Here is a 16,633-nt window from a genome sequence, read left to right as displayed (position 1 = left end):
AAAATTCAGTATAGTCGCCCCGTTTACACTATCCATATACGTAAAACAAAAAACACGCGAATATTTACAAGGTAAACAAGTGAATCGACTATTAGGTACTTCTATACTGACTTTTTTAGCTTAGTTGCAAATGTAACGAGTAGCATCACTACTCCACCAGCCAATACACCAGTTAATCCCTCAAGTAAAATAGGTGTGAAGCTTTGACTCATACTGCCTAATAGAGTTTCAAGCCAAGCTACAATGTCATGAACAACATGATGTATAGCGGGGATACTATGCACTAATATCCCACCACCAACTAAAAACATGGCAGCGGTACCTACAATGGCAAGGGTTTTCATCAGCATTGGGGCAAACATTAATAACCATCTACCTAATGTACGCTGAACAGTGTCGAAACTTCCACTTAACGATTTTCTAAGTAAATACAAACCTAAGTCATCTAGTTTTACAATGCCAGCCACTAATCCATAAACACCAACTGTAATAAGCAACGCTAATCCAGAGACTACGGCAAACTGAGTCATGAAAATTTCATCTTTTACGGTGCCCAATACAATCACAATAATTTCTGCAGAAAGAATAAAGTCAGTTCGAATAGCGCCTTTAATTTTATCTTTTTCCAGCGCAACAAGATCCACATTGGGGTCAGCTAGCGCTTTTAGTTTTTGCGCATGCTCAGCGTCTAATTCTTGTTTTGAATGGAAAAATTTATGAAATACCTTTTCAAACCCCTCAAAACTTAAATATAAGCCTCCGATAACCATCAAAACAGTAATCAGCACGGGGAAAAAAGCACTAATTGCCAAAGCCGCCGGCACTAAAATAAGTTTGTTGAGGAACGAGCCTTTCGCGACAGCCCACACAACCGGCAGTTCACGTTCAGCTTTGACACCGGACACTTGCTCAGCATTTAGGGCAAGATCATCTCCTAGCACCCCTGCAGTTTTTTTCGCTGCAACTTTCGAAAGAACAGCAACGTCATCAAGAATAGTGGCAATGTCGTCGATTAAAGCGAGTAAATTAGAAGCAGCCATAGTTATTCCTTGTTATCTGCTTTGTGGTTATTCAAGTTCAACTGAAACTTGTTGTGGCGCAACATTTACCTGTTGATTAACAGCTAATTGTTGAGTGTGCAAAAACTCACTAATGGTGACAAGTTGTACGTCTTGTTCACCAAGAGATGGCAATTTTTTTTCTAAATAAGCGATGGTTTGTGGATAAGGGTGAGCAATACCAACGGCATAACCGTACTTTTTTGATAATTGAATTAATCGTTGAAACTGAACATCAATTTCTTTCGGCTGATCATCGTTATCTAAAAAAACATTTCGACGCGCACTTAGCACACCATTTTGTTGCGCTATTTTAAAAGCTTTACTGTATCGCGTCGTTCTACTGTCGACAAAAAATAATTGATGCTTAGCTAGAAATTCCATAGTGGCATTCATAGGCACGGTTAATTGTGTCAATTTGCTTCCCATATGGTTATTTACACCAATTGCATCGGGCACTGTTGCTAGTGCCTGTTGAAGAGTTTGACGAATAGACTCCGCCGACATTTCGGCAGTAAGGGCTCCAGGCCCAAGGCGCTTTCCTGCTAAAGATTCCATAGGGATGTGCAACATAACATCTCTGTTTTGAATGGCGGCTTTATGAGAGTACTTTTCAGATAAATGGGTTAGTGGCAGTATTGAAAATGCCACTTCTTTAGGTAAGAGGAAAGCTGCTGCATCACGCTCAGTATTCCCCATGTCATCTATTATCAGTGCTATTTCCCCTGCAAGCGCTGGCGCAGCGGCAATATTCAGCAACACGAATAAAATAAATTGACCTAAGGGCTTGGTAATATAATTCACTTTTTATAATTCTTTATTTACTGCTTTTTAAAGGATGTTATTTTTTGAGCCACTGACTAGGGTTAATTGGCGTGCCCTTGTGACGAATTTCAAAATATAAGTTAGGACTACTTTGGCCACCACTTTGACCGACTAAGGCAATTGTTTCACCGCTTTGTACAGTGTCTCCAACTTTTTTAAGTAACGCTTGGTTATGACCATATAAACTCATATAACCATCACCATGGTTTAATACTGTCACAAGGCCAAAACCGCGAAGCCAATCAGCATATAACACTCTTCCTGCATGCACCGCTCTTACTGGCGCGCCCGTATTACCATTGAACAAAACCCCTTTCCAACGTATTTGCCCTTGTCTGATGCGACCAAACATATTCCGCATCTTGCCTTGAGTGGGTAAATTTAACTTACCTTTAAGGCTGGCTAATCCAGTTAATTTGACTGGACCTTGTTTGGCATTTCGTTCAGCTTCTTCAATTGCTTTTAATAAAGCTTGTTCGTTAATTTGCAGTTGTTCTATTTTCGCTGCTTCAGAATCAATTTGTTTTTCAATTTTACTTAACGTAATTTGCCGCAAGTCTTGCTGCTGTTCTAGCTGGATGTGCTGCTGAGTTTGTTCTTTTTCTAACACTTCTAATTGGTGCTGCTTGTTTAAAAGCTGTTCTGATACTTCTCGCAGCTCAATTACTAAATTCCGAAACGCATCAATTTGCTTTTTTCTCGCTTCGGTTAAATAACGATAGTAACTCAAAGATCGCTCCATTTTAGACGCATCTTCGAGATTAAATAACATCTTTGCGAAATCATTCTCGCCAACCATATACATACTTTTCAGTTGATTTGCTAAGGCTTGTTGCTGTTGCTTTACTTGGGTTTTTAACGATGTTTGCTGACCAACTAGTTCTTTGCGTTGACGCTGATTGCTAGTTAATTCCTGGCGGGTACTTTCTATATTTTTAACTGTTTGAGCGATATTCAGTTCGGCTGCTTTTAGTTGCTGTTGTAGTTGCTTTGCCTCGGCAAGTTGCTTTTCGATTTGCTGCTGCTTTTGCTTTATTTGCGCCTGTATATCTTTTAACTCTTCAGATTGCTGAGCACTTGCAAGGGCGCAAATACCCACAGTCAACGAAATACCAATCACTGCTAAGCGCAGGGATTGGTGTATATTTCGAAAAGCAATCATCTTAAATTGAGCACAGAGTTAATTGAAATATCAATTTTTCAGAGTCACTATGGGTTTACCTGTCATTTCTTTTGGCTGCTCCATACCCATTAAATGTAACATGGTAGGCGCTACATCACTCAAGGTACCGCCAGAACGAACATCCGCGTCTCGGCCTACGTAAATAAAGGGCACCAACTCGCTAGTGTGAGCCGTATGGGCTTGGCCTGTTTTTACATTGACCATTTGTTCAGCGTTGCCATGGTCAGCGGTAATTAGACACTCGCCACCGACCTTCTTGAGAGCTTCAGTAACTCGACCAATACAAGCATCAACAGCTTCAACAGCTTTTACCGCAGCTTCATAGACACCTGTGTGTCCAACCATATCACCATTTGGATAGTTACAAATGATGGCATCGTATTTACCGGACTCAATAGCTTCAACCAGCTTGTCGGTTAGCAACTTTGAATTCATTTCTGGCTGCAAATCGTAGGTTGCCACTTTAGGAGAAGGGATTAAAATGCGCTCTTCGCCTTCATATTCATCTTCACGGCCACCGCTATAGAAAAACGTAACATGTGCATATTTTTCTGTTTCAGAAATACGCAACTGAGTTTTATGATGTTGCGCTAACCAATCACCCATTACATTTACTAAAGGCTCTGGTGGGTAAGCTGAAGGTGCATCAATGGAGTCAGCATACTGAGTTAACATCACAAAGTTTAAATCTTTAGGGCAATATTCACGCTCAAAACCAGTAAACTCTGACTCAACAAATGCTCGGGTAATCTCTCTTGCTCTATCCGCTCTAAAATTCATGAAAACGAGTGAATCGCCGTCTTCAACTTTAACGGCCTCACCAATACTTGTAGGCTTAACAAACTCGTCTTTTTCATCACGCTCATAAGATGCTTCAAGTGCTTCTACTGCTGAATCATACTGATACTCACTTTTGCCCTGGGAAATAAGGTCATAAGCAGCTTGAACGCGATCCCAGCGCTCATCTCTATCCATGGCATAATAACGACCAACTAGGCTTGCCGTTTTACCCACGCCTAGGGTTTTAAATAGCTCATCTGCTTTTTCTAGTGACTCTTTTGCACTCTTTGGCGCTGTATCTCTACCATCTAGAAAACAGTGTAAATATACTTTTTTAGCACCTTTATGAACTGCCATTTTCACCATGGCAAATAAATGGTCTTCATGACTATGTACGCCACCTGGTGATAAGAGCCCCATAATATGCACAGCTTTGTCATTATTTACCGCATTCTCAACACAAGAAGCCAAAACCTGATTACTCTCAAATTCGTTGTCTTCAATGGCTTTACTAATTCGCGTAAATTCCTGATACACCACGCGACCTGCACCTAAATTAACATGGCCAACTTCTGAATTACCCATCTGTCCAGGAGGTAAACCAACGTCTAGGCCAGATCCAGAGATAAATGTATTGGGATACTCCTGCACCAACTTATCTAATACCGGCGTATTGGCGTTAGCAATGGCGTTCTTATCAGTATCTTCGCGATGTCCCCATCCATCCAATATAAGCAGTGCTAGCGTCTTTTTCGCGTTGGGCATAGGTTGCTCCTGTATAATTTTTGACAAAATAAATAGAAAGAATAACGTTATCTATCGAATTTTAATGGGTTCTGAACACATTCTTAGGGATAGATTAGCAACAGTTTATCCTGTGAACATCATCACTTAAAGTGTATTTATGAGTTAAGTTATAGCTGAATTGCAGATTCCACCTAGCAAGGACTGGTTTCTGCAAAGATTTTCTATATACTTTGCACTCTTTTTTCTACGCCAAGGGGCCGAAGTAGTAATGGATCAAATTATTGAGTTTGTTGGAAACCATCCTTTTTTGTCTGCTGGTTGGGTAGCACTAGTAGTGTTAATTTTATATAGCTATGTGGCAGGAGCCTTATCTCCAGTCAAAGAACTTAGCACCCACGAAGCAACAATTCTGATGAATCGACAAGATGCTGTAGTGTTAGATACTCGCCCAGCTGCCGAGTTCAATAAAGGCCATATTTTAGGGGCCAAACAAATTAAATCAGAACAACTTAATAACGCTGATTTCGGAGCCCTTGAAAAATATAAAGACAAACCCATTATTGTAGTATGTGCCATGGGTATGACAGCTAAAAAGACAGCATCAGCATTGTTGAAAGCCGGTTTTAGTCATGCCACAGTGCTAAAAGGTGGAATGAACTCGTGGCAGAGCGCAAATCTGCCGGTTTCAAAATAAACTGATTTAAGGCTAACAATGAGTAAAGTTGAACTTTATACCAAAGGTTATTGCCCTTATTGCCATAGAGCAAAGGCATTACTAGAAGAAAAAGGCGTTGCATTCGATGAATATCGAATTGATCAAAACCCAGATCTTCGTGACACCATGATTACCCGAGCGAATGGCGGTTATACCGTTCCACAAATTTTTATTGATGACCATCATATAGGTGGTTGTGACGATATGTTTGCACTTGAGTCACAAAATAAACTAGACAATCTACTTAGCGTATAACGCAGTAAACTAAGGAAAATTTAACATGGCAGATGATAATCAAGCTAACCCGGCTGCTGAGCAAGCTCCTCAACAAAATGCACAATTTGCAATTCAACGTGTTTTTACAAAAGACATTTCTTTTGAAACTCCGAATTCTCCAGCGATTTTCAAAAAAGAGTGGAAACCTGAAATCAAACTGGATTTAGATACTAAAACAGTTGAACTAGAAACCAATCTTTATGAAGTTGTTTTATCGGTTACCGTTACGGCTAGCTTAGGCGAAGAAACTGCTTTCCTTTGTGAAGTACAGCAAGCAGGTATCTTCATGATTGGTGATATGCCTGAAGCGAACAAAGCACATACTTTAGGTTCATTCTGCCCGAATACATTGTTCCCTTATGCAAGAGAAACCATTTCTAATTTGGTTAACCGAGGTACTTTCCCTCCATTGAACCTTGCTCCGGTTAATTTTGACGCGATTTTTGCTGCATATATGCAAAAGCGTGCTCAAGAACAACAAGGTCAAGCACAAAAACTTGACGCTTAATCATTGTAATGACAATGCTAAATAAGCAAAGTGTGACAGTATTGGGGGCGGGGTCGTATGGCACCGCTCTCGCATTTTGTCTCGCACGTAATGCCATAAAGACGTATTTGTGGGGTAGAGACACCGCTCAAATGCAACAAATGCAATCCTCTCGATGCAACCAACGATACCTCCCTGATGCGACATTTCCCGATGCGTTGGAAATTACTTTGGAGCTTGCTTCGGCTATTGGCAAAAGCCAAGATATTCTAGTCGTTGTGCCTAGTCACGCTTTTGCGCAAACTCTAACTGCAATAAAACCTTTTATAAGCAATGACCATCGTTTGATCTGGGCTACCAAAGGCTTAGAACCAAAAACGGGGCGATTACTTCAAGAAGTGGCAGAGGAAATTTTAGGACATGACATACCATTAGCAGTGCTTTCTGGGCCCACATTCGCCAAAGAAATGGTGGCGGGCTTACCTACGGCAATTTCATTGTCGTCTACAGATGAACAACTCGCTGAAGAATTTAGTGCAAAACTGCATTGTTCCAAAAGTTTTAGGGTTTATAAAAACCCCGACTTTATTGGTGTGCAATTGGGTGGCGCAGTTAAAAATGTCATTGCCATTGGTGCAGGCTTGTCTGATGGTCTTGGGTTTGGCGCTAACGCACGAACTGCACTTATTACCCGAGGTCTTGCCGAACTCACTCGTCTAGGTCTAAAAATGGGTGCCAAGCCTGAAACGTTCATGGGCATGGCAGGATTGGGAGATCTTGTACTTACCTGCACCGATAACCAATCACGAAACAGACGTTTTGGCCTAGCTTTAGGTACTGGGAAATCGGTACAAGATGCAATTGATAGTATTGGTCAAGTTGTAGAAGGTTATCGAAATGCCGAGGAAGTTAAAATTTTAGCCGATAAACTAGCGGTTGAAATGCCCATTACCGAGCAGATTTATCAAGTGCTATATCAAGGTAAACCGGCTAAACATGCGGCCCTCACTTTATTAGGTCGAGAGCCAACAGTAGAAGGTTAGTCAACCTAACCTTCGTTTAAACCGCCCCTTCAAAACCCAGTTGACGCCAAGACTCATACACAAATACCGAAACCGCATTGGATAAGTTCATACTTCTACTTTTAGCTAACATCGGAATTCTTAAGCGTTGTTCCGCTGGCAACCCTTGAATAACCTCATCCGGTAAACCTCGCGTTTCGGGGCCAAATAACAAAGCATCACCTTTTTTAAAATCAGCTTCAGCAAAGTTTTTAGTACCCTTAGTCGTACAGGCAAATACTCTTTGAGGATTTTCTGACTGCATGTAGGTTTCCAAATCTGCATGGCGTTTCACCTGGGCAAACTCATGATAATCTAATCCAGCTCGACGTACTTTCTTATCATCCCAATCAAAACCCAATGGCTCTATCAGATGCAGTTCATAACCGGTATTGGCACACAAACGAATGATATTTCCGGTGTTGGGAGGGATTTCAGGTTGATATAAAACAATACTAAGCATAGGTAATCTAAGGTCGAAAAAATAGTGCCCTAAGTGTATCAAATAATACGTGCTCAAGAACCAGCAACTTAATTATTTTAGAAGATAGACCTGCACACTAACCTAGCCAACAAATCTCAATATTGCCCGAAGAGACTGGTCGCGAATATCTTCGCTTTCCAAAAAGATCTCATGTTTGGCATTTTCAATTTGCACAATTTTGCAGTTCAACATTTTTAATGCCACTTGGGTCTGTTTAGCATTATTAACCACACGATCATGCCCAGCCTGAATCAATAATACAGGAATAGTAATTGCTGCCGCGTGTTTGTGGATATAGCTCATTGCTTTGTCAGCTTGTTTAAGCCAATTAGTTGTTACCCCGCCAAGCTTAACCTGAGGCGTTGCTTGGTAGATATCGCGAAAAATTTTATATCTTTGTCGGCAATGGGTTAATTCATTCAATTCAAACGCCTTGGGGTTATATTTAGATTGCCCTATAAAATACCAAGGGGATTTTCCAAAAACGGCATTAATGGCTAAGTAGCTCTCAATTAACAAGCAACTCAACCATTTAGGTAGAGCAGGACGAATACCAAACATCGGAGCCGACATAATGCATTTTGCAAAGTCTCCAGGATGAGCTAATAGGTACAAACTGGAAATGGCAGCGCCCATTGAGTGGCTGAGTAAAATTGGTTTTTGTACACTTTTAGGACGAATAACTTGATCATAAAAAAGCTTAAAGTCGGACACATAATCAGCAAAGTCATCCACGTAACCTTTTTCCGGATCATCTAACATTCTACCGGATAACCCTTGCCCACGATGGTCGTGAATAAAGACGCTAAAGCCCGCATGGTATAAGTTGAAGACCAGTTCTTTATATTTTAATAAGGTTTCGATTCGTCCCGATGAAATGGCTATGCTGCCTAGCGGTTCAGGGTTAATCACATAAGCGTAGGCAATTCGCACCTTATCTTTACCCATAAAATAACCGCTGGTAACTTGGTTCTGCCAAAACGGTTCAATATATTGTTGATTTCGCTTTTCGATCAAATTTTCAGATTCGAAGACTTGAACATCTTCTCTTATGTTTTGTGCTAACAATTCACTCACTCACCAAGATGATTTATACTGCAATATCCTTTGGTATCGGCCTAAGAATATAATTAATTATTAATCTTGCCTTAAATGTTTTTTATTGTTGGTTAATAGGTATCGTGATATTAACCGTTAACCCTCCATCTTCAGAATTAACAGCCGTCACTTCGCCACCGTGTACTTTTACAGCCTGTTTGACGATGGCTAAACCTAACCCTATTCCACCTGTATCTCGATTTCGAGAAGCAGACAGTCGGTAAAAGGGTTTAAACATATCTTCCAAATCTGAATTTGGTACTCCCTGCCCATCATCTTTCACTGTCACTTGGAGTGTAGTAGTGAGATTAGAAACAGACACTTCAACTTTAGTAGAACAATATTTTATGCCATTGCTAATTACGTTACCTACTGCACTCTTCAAAAGGTTTGGATAGCAATTTAGCGTAAGCTCAGGAATGTCGCCTAAAATGAGTTCTTTTCCACTATTTTGAGCTTCAAAAGCGGCATCATTAAACAGTTCAGTAAAACAGTTTTTCAAACTAACTAACTGTCTATCTTCCACGGCAACATCTGCTTCTAGTCTGGAGAGGCGCAGCACTTGGCCAATCATTGAATCAATTTGATGTGCTTCTTTTTCAATTCTCAACAGCTGTTTTTCAATGGAGTCAGGAAGCTGCTCTTTTTGGTTTTGTGCAATACCAATAGCAAGTTGTAATCTTGCTAATGGTGAGCGCAGTTCATGGGAAATATCTGCGACTAACCTTTTTTGCCCCCCGATTAAATCAGAAAGTCGTTGGGTCATGGAGTTAAAGTCTCTTCCCAACTCACCGATTTCGTCACCTCTTTTCGATGCAAATTCCAGATGCTGAGTTAAGTCTCCACTTGCTACTTTTCTCGCACTTTTTTGCAATTGACGGATGGGACTCAGTAACGACCAGACAAATAAAGCACAGAGGCTACCGCTGACTAACAGTACACTAACCGCCAGTGCCACAGGATTAGTATTAACCAATTGCCTAACGAGATTAGGAGGACGGGGTTTACCTGCAAACAAGAAATAATTTTGCTCATTTAGAGTCACTTTAAAAGGACCAAAAAAGATTCCAGAAGTGGTTCGGATCATAAATGGCTGCGACTCATTCATCAGCTCCAAGAAGGGCTCTTCTAAAGGCATCACCTCTCTGGGAAAGCCATAAATGAAACGTTTGCTTTGTTGTTCAACCAATAATAAAGCATCTTTGTTTCTTTGACCTGTTCGGCCTAATAAACGATTTAATTCTGCATTGGGGAATCGCTCAGCACTTAGCTCAATGCGGCTGGCTAATTGCTCTAGACGGTTTATATTATTATCATTTAGCGGCTTAATTGAATAATCAGAATGAGTTTGATTAGCTAACCATGCGCCAACAACCCCTAACAAAATAGCTGCTAACCAAAACCATAAGAAAGTCTTACCAAATAAGCTGTTTACCGGATTTAGTTTTCTTAACATTCTCATTGTTCAACCACGTACAAGTAGCCCGTTCCTCGTACCGTTTTAATTTTTTCTGCGTCACTGTGTTGCATCAATTTACGTCTGATATTACTCACATGCATATCTATACTGCGATCAAAAGCCATTAGTTTTCTCCCTAAGACTTTTTCACTGATATCATTTTTACTTACAATTTGCCCGGCGTTGATCATTAATAAATGCAAAATTAAAAACTCAGTGGCGGTAAACTCTAATACATTACCGGCACACTCAACACTCTGTGTGTTTGGGTTGAGGGCCACATTATCTATTTGTAGTCGCTGTTGAGAACTCGAAGCGGGTAAATAGTCCATGCGTCTAACAATTGCTTTGATCCGAGCAGAGAGTTCTCGGTGATTAAAGGGTTTTGGCAGGTAATCATCTGCACCTAGCTCTAAACCAAAAATTTTATCAAAGTCATCACCCTTAGCTGTCAACATGAGCACAGGGGTTAAATGACTTGTTCTTAACCGCTTTAGTACTTCAAAACCGTCCATTTTAGGCAACATAACGTCGAGCAAAATCAAATCGTAATGCTTAGCACTAATTGCTTTCTGTAATCCAGACTCTCCGTCATTGGCTTGATCTATTTCATATCCTTGGGGTGACAAATACTCTATCAACAAGTTGCATAGTTCTTTGTCATCATCAATAACAAGTAGCGATTTAGTTTGCATGTAACCTCATTTATTCTTTTAAGCCATTGGTACATAATGATAAGGATTGTAAGCCTCCGGCTATTCAAGTGACAGCCGAATAGAACACTATTTACACAAGCTTTACAATGGCCAGACACATCTTTGCATTGACGCTACTATAATGTTTATCAAGTTAACGACAAGGTCTAAGTCGTTATTTTGTTAAACTAATAACCAAAAGGTGATACACATGAAAAGGAAATTATTTTTAACTCAAGCGCTCATTACCATAGCAGCTACCACAGCTATCACTGCATTTGCGACTCAAGCACATGAGCGTCAAGAGCCTCCCATGCGTGCAGTACTTAAAAAGTTAGATTTAACTGACCAACAGAAAGTTGATGTTCGTACCATCATGAAGCAAACCAGAGAAGATGGAAAAATCTATCATCAAGATCTGAAAGATATCAAAGATCAGCTAAAAAGCTTAATTAGATCAACTGATTGGGATCAGGAGTCTGTAGTCAGTTTATTAGAAAGAGAGCAAGAAATTAAAGCACAACTTGCACTAGGTTCAGCCACTAAACGCAATGCTATCTGGAATACGCTTACCTCTGAGCAACAACAAAAGTTGAGTGCTATGAGTGAAAAGGGCAAAGATCGCAAAGGCAAAGGTAAGAAGGGCAAGGAAGGAAAAAGAGACAAGCGCCATTCTCCAATGAAAATGTTCAAGAGACTGGATTTAACGGAAGAACAAAGTGCCAAGATTAAAGCCTTGTTTGAAACTCAAAAAGCAAGCATGGAGTCTCAGCGTGAAACCGTTAAAGGTTACCGTGATCAGGCACAGCAAATTGTGAGAAGCGAGTCATTTGATCAAGCTGCATGGTCGGCTGTTAGTCAAAAGCTACAAGCTTCACAATTGCAAATGTCGACTGATATATCCAATGTACGCCATCAAATCTGGAACATTCTGGATGAGGAGCAACAGGCTAAAATGGCAAAAATGGATGACAGAAGAGGACACCGAAAAGGTGGTGACAAACATGATAAGAAGAGACGTCACCAAGACGACGAACTCTAATTATCAAGTTTACCTAAAACTGGATTATTGAGTGGATTAAACCCCGCTCAATAATCAGGTACATTTCGCAAATATTCGTCGCTGTCAAACAGCGGCGAAGTAATAATTAAATCCGCAGTACATCGATTACAAGCTACTGGTAAATTCCAAACCGAACATAATCTTAGTAAGGCTTTCACATCTGGATCATGAGGGGCTGGGTTCAATGGATCCCAGAAAAATATCAAACAGTCTAGTTTGCGCTCAGCGATTAACGCTCCAATTTGTTGATCACCGCCTAGTGGGCCGCTTTTAAACCGATGAACCGTTAAATTTAAACTCTCCGATATCAAGCCACCTGTTGTGCCAGTTGCTACTAAATTGAACTTTTTTAGTTGCTCAATATGGGCGCGGCTCCAATCTACCAATTCAGCTTTCATATGATCATGTGCAACTAAAGCAATGGTCTTTTTATCTAGCTTAGTCATAGTATTTATTTCCTAGTTTTATTTCGCCTGAGCGTTAAAGCACACATGTTTTATCATATTTTTTAACAAGGTTACTGTGGGATTTACATATTCTAAGGAAATAAATTCATCGGGCTGATGGGCTTGATTGATACTTCCAGGGCCTAATACTAAGGTATCGCAACCTAATTGGTTTATAAATGGCGCTTCGGTTGCATAATTTGCATTGGTCACCTTAAAGTCCGTTAACTTTTCTGCCAAGGCGATAATATCGTGTTCATTTTTGCAGGAAAACGCTGGCGCCGTTGGATACATCAACTGCATGTCTACCCGGTCAGGATAAGCTTGCTTAACAGGTAGTAATGCCTCATCGATTAGGGCAATAGCCTCTTCATCACTTAAGCCTGGTACGCAACGAACATCAAAATTCAGTTTGCAATGGCCACAAATTCTATTTTCACCATCTCCGCCATGAATGTGTCCTAGGTTCATCGTTGCCTGAGGCACCGTAAAACTTTCATCCCGATAGTTTTTGGCAAGTTGATCACGTAACGTCAGTAGTTGTTGAATGGCCATTTGCATTATTTCGATGGCATTAACCCCCTTGTCAGGGTCACTTGAGTGGCCGGCTTTACCGGTAATATTAAGACTTTGCGCCATATGCCCCTTATGTTTACCTATGGGTTTCAGTTCCGTAGGTTCACCGATAATAGCCATATCAGGTTTAATTAACTGTTGCTGGGCAAAAAATCTAGCACCCGCCATAGAGGTTTCCTCATCAGCGGTAGCCAAAATATACAATGGTTTTTGCAGTTTATTCAGGGGGATATCTTTAAGCGCTTCTAAAATAAATGCAAAAAAGCCTTTCATATCGCAAGTCCCTAGACCATACAAAACATTGTCTTTTTGTTTTAACGTGAAGGGGTCACTATTCCATTTTCCTTCATCAAATGGCACCGTATCTGAATGGCCGGCCAACAGTAAACCGCCCTCTCCTGTCCCTAATTTAGCCAGTAAATTAAATTTATTGCGCGCTTCTGGCACTTTCTGAATAGAAATGCTGAAGCCTAAACCAGAAAAAAGATTCCCTAAGTAATCAATTAACTGACGATTGCTCATATCTAGATTTTCGTCTATCGCACTGATAGTAGGTATGGAAATGATTTTTTCATAAACTTCTAAGAAAGTTAAATTTGGCATAAGAACCTTAAAATATAATTATTCACTTTTATTGCATATTTATAACATTGATGGCATGCTACGTCTATGCAATGAAGAACCAGTTTTAAACTGATTATTAAACCTTAACGATCAATTTCAGTGCATAGTGCCTGAAAATTGATAAATAGAGAATAAATGAGCAACATGACAACAAATAACTCCCTGCCTGGCTGCGCTTATACGTCTATTCGACGAATCTAATTTTGGTTGCGTAGCACGCTCCTCTCCTTTGATATTAATGTTGTTTTTGAAGGATTGGGGCGCTTTTTTTATTATTCTAAGTTAACATTTTTAAAAATTATCGGTAAACATCATTATGTTGAAAGCATGTGTAATCGGAGCAAGTGGATATACTGGCGCAGAAGTAGCTAGAATATTAACCTTGCACCCCAAATTTGAATTAGCTGGATTGTTTGTTTCCCAGAACAGTCAAGATGCAAATAAACCCTTAAGTCAGCTACATCCCACACTAACAGGACTGGTCGATCAAAAGGTAGTACCTATCAGTGATGAGCTATTAGTTGAATTAGCCGAAACCTTGGATGCAATATTCTTAGCAACTCCTCACGAAGCCAGTCATGACTGGATGCCTACCCTAGTAGCAGGAAAAGCGAAGATATTTGATTTATCTGGGGCCTTTCGAATCAAAGACGTTGACGTATTTGCCGACTATTATGGGTTTGCACATCAACATAGTCCGCTACTTGAAAAAGCGGTTTATGGGTTGGCAGAATGGAATGCGGACGCGATTGCTGAGGCATCTTTAGTTGCTGTACCTGGTTGTTATCCTACGGCATCATTATCAGCACTAAAACCCTTGTTCAATCAGAACCTATTAGATAAGGATCACCGCCCTATCATAAATGCGGTATCTGGTGTTAGTGGTGCAGGCAGAAAAGCGGCACTAGGCAATAGCTTCTGCGAAGTGAGCTTGCAGGCATATGGCGTGCTTGGGCATCGTCACCAGCCTGAAATTAGCCAATCCTTAGGTACCGAAGTGATTTTCACTCCGCATTTGGGTAACTTTAAACGAGGCATTTTAGCGACCATTACGGTAAAAACCGTTGCGGGTACTAGTGCAGAGCAGGTTTCTGCAGCATTCCATCAAGCCTACAAAGATAAACCTATCATTCGATTGTTAGATCATTTTCCCAAATTAGATGATGTGGTAAACACTGCACATTGTGATTTACATTGGAAACTGGATGAAAAGTCAGGCTATTTAGTAATTGGTAGTGCCATCGACAACTTGTTGAAAGGAGCCGCCTCCCAAGCAATTCAATGTGCTAATTTAAGCTTTGGTTTTGCATCTTCAACAGGCTTAATTGCAGAGGTAAGTCAATGAAAGTAAAAGTTGTCAAAGTTGGCGGGGCATTTTTAGATGACCCAAGTATCTCCAAAGACTTTTTTAGCGCACTTTTTGCCGCCCAAGAACAACAACCCGTTGTATTGGTTCATGGTGGAGGCAGTAGTGTTGAAAAGTTGCTTAAAGGTTTGTCCCTTACTAGCCATAAAGTTAATGGCCTCAGAGTCACACCTAAATCACAAATTGATTATGTAGTAGGTGCGTTAGCAGGTACTGCAAATAAAAACTTATGCGCTTTAGCGAAAAAAAGTGGACTTAACCCTGTAGGATTAAGTTTATTGGATGGTAACATTACTAATTGCCACCAGATTAGCGAAGAATTAGGCAATGTTGGTTCAGCCGAGCCCGTTGACCAAACATTATTGACGACCCTGCTGGCAGCTGGCTTTTTACCTATCGTGAGTTCTATTGGAGCAAATGACCAGGGTGAATTGCTAAATATCAACGCCGATCAAGCAGCGACAGCCATTGCTAAACTGCTTAACGCACAACTGGTTTTATTATCAGATGTAGCTGGTGTGCTGGATCAGAATAAGTCACTTATTAATAAACTCACGTCTAACGATATTGAAACTTTAATATCAGATGGTGTTATTCGCGATGGTATGACAGTAAAAGTAGAAGCGGCTTTAGATGCAGCGAACCAAATAGGTCAGTCTGTAACAATAGCAAGTTGGAAAAACCTTGAGGTTTTAACCCAAGATACGCCAAATGAAGATAATGCTTCTGCAGGAACAACCATTTTCCCATCGTCTAAGGAAAACAAATGAAACAGGATCTACTAACGTTTAAAGATTGGAGCTCTGAGGCATTAACTGATTTGTTAGCCCTTGCAGCTAAAATCAAAGCAGCCCCTGAGCAACATAATCAAGTATTGGCTGGAAAATCCATTGCTGCTTTATTCGAGAAACCATCCCTAAGGACCCGTGTGAGTTTTGATATTGGTATCAATAAACTTGGTGGTCACATGGTGTATCTTGACTCTCAGGCGGGCAAATTAGCTGGACGAGAAGATGCAAAAGACACCGCAGCCAACCTAGCATGTTGGGCAGATGCCATTGTAGCTAGAGTATATAGTCACGACACTTTAGTGCAGTTTAGCCAAGCAGCCAAGGTGCCGGTGATCAACGCTTTATGTGATTTGTATCACCCTTGCCAAGCAGTTGCTGACTACCTAACCTTACAAGAAACTTATGGCTCTTTAGATAAATTAACCCTAGCCTATGTGGGCGATGGCAATAATGTCACTCACTCGTTATTGATTGTTGGCGCAATCCTCGGTGTGAATGTGGTTAGTGTAACCCCTGAAGGTTACGAAGTTGATCAAAGCATATTTGAATTAAGTCAAAAAATTGCACAAAAAACCGGGGCAAAAATCACCCAAAGTAGTGATGTTAATGCCGCAAAAGGTGCAAATGTGCTTTATGCTGATACATGGTTATCAATGGGTGACGAAACGCCACTAGAAGATATCAAACGTATTTTTGACCCATACAAAGTAGACGAAGCCATGATGGCCTTGACCGGTGCAGAGTATGTTATGCATTGCCAACCGGCTCATCGTGATTTGGAAATTAGCGGCGACTTGATTGATAGCGATAAATCATTATTAATGCAGCAAGCTGAAAATAGAATGCATGGACAAAATGCTATTCTGGTTACCTTGCTGACCTAAACGAGATAAAGCTCA

General features: G+C 40.6%; 18 protein-coding genes. 8 read left to right on the top strand and 10 right to left on the bottom strand.

Going from position 1 to position 16,633, the window contains the following annotated elements:
• Nucleotides 1–101 precede the first annotated feature (101 nt).
• Genes ABJV04_RS10835 through gpmM form a run of 4 tightly spaced genes read right to left on the bottom strand, consistent with a single transcriptional unit; the run spans nucleotide 102 to nucleotide 4,611 of the window.
• Entirely contained in the window at nucleotides 102–1,040 is a 939-nt protein-coding gene (locus ABJV04_RS10835; RefSeq protein WP_348491532.1) for a DUF808 domain-containing protein, read from the bottom strand.
• A gap of 27 nt (nucleotides 1,041–1,067) precedes the next feature.
• Nucleotides 1,068–1,862, bottom strand: coding sequence for a divergent polysaccharide deacetylase family protein (locus ABJV04_RS10830; protein WP_348491531.1), 795 nt, complete (start codon nucleotides 1,860–1,862; stop codon nucleotides 1,068–1,070).
• A 37-nt stretch (nucleotides 1,863–1,899) separates the two neighbouring features.
• The gene (locus ABJV04_RS10825) at nucleotides 1,900–3,045 is read right to left on the bottom strand and encodes a peptidoglycan DD-metalloendopeptidase family protein (RefSeq protein ID WP_348491530.1); all 1,146 of its coding nucleotides are present in this window, start codon (nucleotides 3,043–3,045) and stop codon (nucleotides 1,900–1,902) included.
• Nucleotides 3,046–3,075: 30 nt separating this feature from the next.
• The gene (gpmM, locus tag ABJV04_RS10820) at nucleotides 3,076–4,611 is read right to left on the bottom strand and encodes a 2,3-bisphosphoglycerate-independent phosphoglycerate mutase (protein ID WP_348491529.1); all 1,536 of its coding nucleotides are present in this window, start codon (nucleotides 4,609–4,611) and stop codon (nucleotides 3,076–3,078) included.
• A gap of 250 nt (nucleotides 4,612–4,861) precedes the next feature.
• On the opposite strand from gpmM, the gene ABJV04_RS10815 reads away from it, so the two are divergent.
• From ABJV04_RS10815 to gpsA, 4 genes are read left to right on the top strand one after another with little or no spacing between them, the layout of a single operon-like run.
• On the top strand, nucleotides 4,862–5,287 hold the full coding sequence (locus tag ABJV04_RS10815) for a rhodanese-like domain-containing protein (protein WP_348491528.1): 426 nt from the start codon (nucleotides 4,862–4,864) through the stop codon (nucleotides 5,285–5,287).
• Nucleotides 5,288–5,305: 18 nt separating this feature from the next.
• Entirely contained in the window at nucleotides 5,306–5,563 is a 258-nt protein-coding gene (gene grxC, locus ABJV04_RS10810; RefSeq protein ID WP_348491527.1) for a glutaredoxin 3, read from the top strand.
• 25 nt (nucleotides 5,564–5,588) lie between these two features.
• A complete protein-coding gene (secB, locus tag ABJV04_RS10805; RefSeq protein ID WP_348491526.1) occupies nucleotides 5,589–6,092 on the top strand; it encodes a protein-export chaperone SecB in 504 nt (167 codons plus the stop codon).
• Between the two features lie 8 nt (nucleotides 6,093–6,100).
• A complete protein-coding gene (gene gpsA, locus ABJV04_RS10800; protein WP_348491525.1) occupies nucleotides 6,101–7,114 on the top strand; it encodes an NAD(P)H-dependent glycerol-3-phosphate dehydrogenase in 1,014 nt (337 codons plus the stop codon).
• 16 nt (nucleotides 7,115–7,130) lie between these two features.
• Here gpsA and trmL read toward each other — a convergent pair whose 3' ends face one another.
• The 4 genes from trmL to ABJV04_RS10780 form a co-directional block, all read right to left on the bottom strand.
• Nucleotides 7,131–7,595: a tRNA (uridine(34)/cytosine(34)/5-carboxymethylaminomethyluridine(34)-2'-O)-methyltransferase TrmL gene (gene trmL, locus ABJV04_RS10795; RefSeq protein WP_348491524.1), complete on the bottom strand. Its 465-nt coding sequence runs from the start codon at nucleotides 7,593–7,595 to the stop codon at nucleotides 7,131–7,133.
• Between the two features lie 102 nt (nucleotides 7,596–7,697).
• Nucleotides 7,698–8,684 carry an alpha/beta fold hydrolase gene (locus ABJV04_RS10790; RefSeq protein ID WP_348491523.1) on the bottom strand — a complete coding sequence of 329 codons (987 nt, stop codon included), beginning with the start codon at nucleotides 8,682–8,684 and terminating at the stop codon, nucleotides 7,698–7,700.
• A 91-nt stretch (nucleotides 8,685–8,775) separates the two neighbouring features.
• On the bottom strand, nucleotides 8,776–10,176 hold the full coding sequence (locus ABJV04_RS10785; RefSeq protein WP_348491522.1) for an ATP-binding protein: 1,401 nt from the start codon (nucleotides 10,174–10,176) through the stop codon (nucleotides 8,776–8,778).
• Nucleotides 10,173–10,868, bottom strand: a complete 696-nt coding sequence (locus ABJV04_RS10780; RefSeq protein ID WP_348491521.1) for a response regulator transcription factor — start codon at nucleotides 10,866–10,868, stop codon at nucleotides 10,173–10,175. Before ABJV04_RS10780 ends, ABJV04_RS10785 begins: the two co-directional genes overlap by 4 nt.
• Before the next feature lie 211 nt (nucleotides 10,869–11,079).
• Here ABJV04_RS10780 and ABJV04_RS10775 point away from each other — a divergent pair, with 211 nt between their 5' ends.
• Nucleotides 11,080–11,910, top strand: coding sequence for a Spy/CpxP family protein refolding chaperone (locus ABJV04_RS10775; protein WP_348491520.1), 831 nt, complete (start codon nucleotides 11,080–11,082; stop codon nucleotides 11,908–11,910).
• A gap of 47 nt (nucleotides 11,911–11,957) precedes the next feature.
• Here ABJV04_RS10775 and ABJV04_RS10770 read toward each other — a convergent pair whose 3' ends face one another.
• Nucleotides 11,958–12,377 (bottom strand): methylglyoxal synthase, encoded by a 420-nt coding sequence (locus ABJV04_RS10770; protein ID WP_348491519.1) that lies wholly within the window; start codon nucleotides 12,375–12,377, stop codon nucleotides 11,958–11,960.
• Nucleotides 12,378–12,395: 18 nt separating this feature from the next.
• The gene (gene argE, locus ABJV04_RS10765) at nucleotides 12,396–13,556 is read right to left on the bottom strand and encodes an acetylornithine deacetylase (protein ID WP_348491518.1); all 1,161 of its coding nucleotides are present in this window, start codon (nucleotides 13,554–13,556) and stop codon (nucleotides 12,396–12,398) included.
• Nucleotides 13,557–13,893: 337 nt separating this feature from the next.
• Between argE and argC the strand changes: the two genes are divergently transcribed.
• From argC to ABJV04_RS10750, 3 genes are read left to right on the top strand one after another with little or no spacing between them, the layout of a single operon-like run.
• Nucleotides 13,894–14,922, top strand: coding sequence for an N-acetyl-gamma-glutamyl-phosphate reductase (argC, locus tag ABJV04_RS10760; RefSeq protein WP_348491517.1), 1,029 nt, complete (start codon nucleotides 13,894–13,896; stop codon nucleotides 14,920–14,922).
• A complete protein-coding gene (gene argB / locus ABJV04_RS10755) occupies nucleotides 14,919–15,713 on the top strand; it encodes an acetylglutamate kinase (RefSeq protein WP_348491516.1) in 795 nt (264 codons plus the stop codon). The genes argC and argB overlap by 4 nt, the downstream gene beginning before the upstream one ends.
• Nucleotides 15,710–16,618, top strand: a complete 909-nt coding sequence (locus ABJV04_RS10750; protein WP_348491515.1) for an ornithine carbamoyltransferase — start codon at nucleotides 15,710–15,712, stop codon at nucleotides 16,616–16,618. Before argB ends, ABJV04_RS10750 begins: the two co-directional genes overlap by 4 nt.
• The last annotated feature ends 15 nt before the right edge of the window (nucleotides 16,619–16,633 follow it).

The organism is Aliiglaciecola sp. (genome assembly GCF_039982535.1).
Taxonomy (GTDB): Bacteria; Pseudomonadota; Gammaproteobacteria; order Enterobacterales; family Alteromonadaceae; genus Aliiglaciecola.
The sequence above is the reverse complement of the archived record's forward strand: the minus strand, read 5'-3'. Positions and strand labels throughout refer to the sequence as shown.